3 protein-coding genes are annotated in these 4,721 nt (G+C 68.9%); 2 read left to right on the forward strand and 1 reads right to left on the reverse strand.

Annotated features, from left to right (window positions below):
- Positions 1 to 363 (forward strand): TetR-like C-terminal domain-containing protein (locus tag WA904_RS16900; protein ID WP_425198296.1); only part of this gene is annotated, 363 nt, incomplete at its 5' end.
- A 340-nt stretch (positions 364 to 703) separates the two neighbouring features.
- On the forward strand, positions 704 to 3,190 hold the full coding sequence (locus tag WA904_RS16905; protein WP_425198297.1) for a membrane-bound PQQ-dependent dehydrogenase, glucose/quinate/shikimate family: 2,487 nt from the start codon (positions 704 to 706) through the stop codon (positions 3,188 to 3,190).
- 108 nt (positions 3,191 to 3,298) lie between these two features.
- Here WA904_RS16905 and WA904_RS16910 read toward each other — a convergent pair.
- On the reverse strand, positions 3,299 to 4,721 hold a 1,423-nt coding region (locus WA904_RS16910; RefSeq protein WP_425198298.1), incomplete at its 5' end, for a sensor histidine kinase.

Below are 4,721 nucleotides of genomic sequence, written 5' to 3' on the forward strand. Positions count from 1 at the left end.
GACTTCGCCCGCGCCAGCGTTCGCGCCGTGGGCAGCGGCTACCTGCGCTTCGCCCAGGCCGAGCCCGGCTTGTTCCGCACCGCCTTTGCGCGCTCTGACATGCTGATACAGGCCACGCCAGAAACGCCTACCGCCGGCCCCGGTGGCCTCAACCCCTTCGAACTGCTGGGCACCGCGCTCGACAAGCTGGTAGAGGCCGGCGTGATGCCGCCGGAGAAACGGCCCGGCGCCGAGTTCCTCGCCTGGTCCGCGGTACACGGCCTGGCCATGCTGGTGATTGACGGCCCGTTGGGCCCGGTGATCGGTCCACACATGCAGCAGATCGGCCAGCGCCTGCTGGACATGGTTGAAAAAGGGCTGTAGCCGGCCGCCGGGCCTTCCGGACATTCACAAAGAAAGGCATCAGCCCTTTAACCATGGGCGGTGTCGGCTATTAAAAACGTAGCGCTTTGAAGCCCCTGCGCCATCGCTTCTCCGCGCCGGCTTGTCCCGGAGGCGCCGGGCCGACGCGTCATGCAGCGTCCTACAGCGGCGCCAGCCAAACCCTGACCCTCTTGCCTGGCTGCCGCCTTTAGGGTTGCCTGTTCATCGCCTGGAACACCCGGCGTTCCGTGACTGGAGCCCGCGCGGCTCTGCGCCTTGAGGAGAAATTGTGCAAAACCCCGGCGCGCGAACCCCCTCGCCACTTCGCGTACGTTCTGTCATGGCCCGGGTCCTGGGCCTGCTGCTGGTGTTCACCGGCCTGGTTGTGGGCCTGGCCGGGCTCTGGCTCGCCCTGCTGGGAGGCTCGCGGTATTACGCTCCGGCCGGCATGGGTTTGCTGCTGAGCGGCGTGCTGCTGTTGCTGCGCCAGCCGGCGGCGTTATGGACGTATGCCGTGCTGGTGTTCGCCACGCTGGGCTGGTCGCTGTGGGAGGCCGGGCTGGACTGGTGGCCGCTGGCCGCGCGCGGCGACGTGCTGTTCCTGCTCGGCCTGCTGCTGCTTTTGCCGCGGGTGACGCGCAGCCTGGATGCGGGCTCGCCATATTACGACCTGGACCGCTGGGACGACCTGCCCCCTGCACCCGCGCTGTACGGCGGCGGCTACGCGCTGGCGGTGGCTTTGGCCCTGTTCGCCCTGGTCGGCGTGGCTTCATGGTTCCAAGATGCACACCGGGTCGAGGGCACGGCCGAGGCGCCCACCGGCATGGCTGAGCCGGGTGCCGTTGCCGAGAGCACGCCGCCCGGCGAATGGCACGCCTACGGGCGCACCGGCCACGGGCAACGTTATTCCCCGCTCGGGCAGATCACCCCGGCCAACGCCGCCGGCCTGCAGCCGGCCTGGCAATACCGCACGGGCGACCTGCGCGGCCAGCCCGGCGACCCGGTTGAAACCACCTTCCAGGTCACGCCGCTGAAAGTCGGCAACCGGCTGTTCCTGTGCACGCCGCACCAGTCGGTGATTGCGTTGGACGCCACCACCGGCGCGGAAGTGTGGCGCTACAACCCGCAAATCCAGGACAAGCTGGCGCTACAGCACCTGACCTGTCGCGGCCTGTCCTACCAGGCGGCGTCTCCCCCGCTGGCGGCGCCGGCCGCCTCGGGGCAGCCGCCCCTTGCCGCCGTGCAGGCACCAGCCCCTCGCCCCGGCTTGCCGGTGGCTGCCACCGCGGCCGTCCCCACCACCGCCAGCTGCCCGGGCAAACTGTTCATGCCTACCGCCGACGGCCGCCTCATTGCGCTCAACCCCGACAACGGCGCGGTGTGCACCAGCTTTGGCGGCGGCACGGGCCAGATCGACCTGTGGGCCCACATGCCCAACGTCAAGCCCGGCGCCTACTACGCCACCTCGCCGCCGGTGCTGGCGCGCGGGCTCATCATCATCGGCGGCACCGTGCTCGACAACGTTTCGACGCAGGAGCAGTCGGGCGTGATCCGCGCGTTTGACGTGAACACCGGCGCGCTGGTCTGGAACTGGGATTCCGGCAACCCCGAGGCCACCGCACCGCTCGCACCCGGCCAGACCTACACGCCCAATTCGCCCAACAGCTGGTCCGTCTCCAGCGTCGACGAAGCCCTGGGCCTGGTCTATGTGCCGCTGGGCAACCAGCCGCCCGACCAGTGGGGCGGCCGGCGCAGCGCGGCCGTCGAAAAATATTCATCGTCCGTGGTGGCGCTGGAGCTGGCGACCGGCCGCGTGCGCTGGCACTTCCAGACCGTGCACCACGACCTGTGGGACTACGACGTGCCGGCCCAGCCCAGCCTGGTGGACCTGCGCCTGGGCGGCCGCGTGGTGCCGGCGCTGGTGCAGCCCACCAAGCAGGGCGAGCTGTTCGTGCTGGACCGGCGCAGCGGCACACCGGTGCTACCGGTCAGGGAAGACGCCGCGCCGCAAGGCGCTGCCGAGGGTGACCGCACGGCCACCACGCAGCCGCGCTCGGCGCTGAGCTTCGACCCGAAACCCCTGACCGACCGCGACATGTGGGGCGCGACCATGTTCGACCAGCTGTATTGCCGCATCGCCTTCCACCGGCTGCGCTACGAAGGCCGCTACACGCCGCCTTCAACGCAGGGCAGCCTGGTCTACCCCGGCAATTTCGGCGTCTTCAACTGGGGCGGCGTGGCGGTGGACCCGCAGCGCCAGATGGTGTTTGCCACCCCGACCTACCTCGCGTTTGTTTCCCGGCTGGTTCCGCGCCCGGACGACACCTCGTTGCTGGTGCAGGGCAAGGAACGCCCGGAGGGAAGCCTGCCCTCGCTCAACGAAAATTTCGGCGCACCGTTTGCCGTCAAGCTCAGCGCCTTCATTTCGCCGCTTGGCATTCCCTGCCAGGCGCCGCCCTGGGGCTATGTGGCCGGCGCCGACCTGCGCACTGGCCGGCTTGTCTGGAAACACAAGAACGGCACCGTGCGCGACCTCGCCCCGGTTCCCCTGCCTTTCGGGATGGGTGTGCCCAATCTCGGCGGGCCGCTCATGACGGCGGGCGGTGTGGCTTTCCTGTCCGGCACGCTGGACGACTACGTGCGCGCCTACGATGTCAGCAATGGCAAGGAGCTGTGGCGCAGCCGCCTGCCCGCCGGCGGCCAGGCCACGCCCATGACCTACACCGGCGCCGACGGCCGGCAGTATGTGCTGGTGGTGGCCGGCGGCCACGGTTCGCTGAGAACCCGGGCCGGCGACCATGTGCTGGCGTATGCGTTGCCGCCGTAAACGGCGGGGCTGAAATTCCTGATATCAAATCGCCCGTTGATCCTTGTCTGTCGGACATCATCAGCTATCAAAAATAGAGCGTTTGCCGGTTCAGGCCATGTGCGGTGCTCAGCGTTGCAGCGGAAGCTCCAGCGTCACGCAGGTCCCCTGCGTTCCACTGGAGATATGGACCTGGCCCCCGAATTTTTGCGCGCGCAGGCGCATCGCTGCCAGTCCGCGTTGGGTCTTGCCGGGGGCAGGGGTGGCTTGCGTGTCGAAGCCGCAGCCGTCATCAGTGATGGACAGCTTCACGGTGCCTGCGGTGGCATGCGCACGCACGGTGATGGTTCGGGCGGCGCCGTGGCGGACCGCGTTGTTGATGGCTTCCTGCAATGTGCGCAGGATCGAGAGGCCCGTCTCGGGTGTCAGGTAGTCCATCTCGGGCAGTGGCCCCACTTCCCATTGCAGGCCCACGCCGATGGCATTGAGGCGTGGCTCCAGCCGGTAGCGCAGGTTGGCCAGCAGCGGCAGCAAATCGCTTTCTTCAAGGTCCAGCGAATCAATGATCAGGCGCATGTCCTCCAGCGAATCCTCGATCACGCGCGCCACTTCCTCGCGCGGCACCTCGTCGCGGCGAGTCATCCGCAGCGCGGTGATCAGCTGGCTGCCCATGCCGTCGTGCAAATCATGCAGCAGCCGGGTGCGTTCGGCGGCGATCACGGCCTGGCGCTCCTCGGCCTTGTGGCGGTCGAACTCCTCGCGCAGCTGGATCAGCCGCTGGCCGTGCTCGGTGCTGACGTGCGCCACGGCCTGGCTGATCTCGCGCTCGGCGCCGTCGCGCTCCAGAGCCATCTTCTCCAGGGTGCGCCAGATCAGGCTGAGCAGCACCAGCAGCGCAGGCAGCGGCGCCACGAAGAAACTCGCGAGCGGCATCAGCCCGCCGGCCACCGCCATGTCATGCATCACCGCGCCCAGCCACACTGTGAACGACACCGCCATGAACACTTCGGACCGGCCACCGGCCCGCCAGGCCCGTTCGATCAGCCCGGCCAGCGGGACCATCATGGCCGCATAAAACGGCAGGTGAAGCAGCACCGCCTCCACCGGCCGCAGTGCGCCGCGAAGCGCCAGCACCAGGGCGCAGGCGCTGACCGTGGCCGTGAGTGCCCAGACGAAGCGTACAAAGCCCCGCCAGAACCGCGAGTGCCAGCCACTCAGTTCCAGCACCAGCAGGAGGATGAACACGTTGCAGATGAGCGTGCCCGCCAAGACGGCAAACAGGCCCATCGGCGTGGGGCCCGATGCGGCGGGGCTGAGGACGAGCAGCGCGCGCGGCGACCAGGTCAGGCACATCGCGGTGAACAGCAGCACGACACGTTGCCGCGTCTTCAGCCACAGCGGCACCGCCGCGAAGAAGCTCAGGGCCACTGCGAAGGTCAGCGCGACCGGCACACCTGTCTGGAACAGCCGGCGCGCCTCGTAAGCCAGGCGCAGCGTCGCCGGTGGCCCTAGCCGCAGCGCGGTGAGGCCGCCGCGCGCGTCGGCGCTGCCT

It is taken from the genome of Polaromonas sp. (genome assembly GCF_049790275.1).
GTDB lineage: Bacteria > Pseudomonadota > Gammaproteobacteria > Burkholderiales > Burkholderiaceae_C > Polaromonas.

Excerpts from the sequence above, each read along its gene's own strand:
- WA904_RS16905 (WP_425198297.1), top strand. The coding sequence starts at position 704 with ATGGCCCGGGTCCTGGGCCTGCTGCTGGTGTTCACCGGCCTGGTTGTG.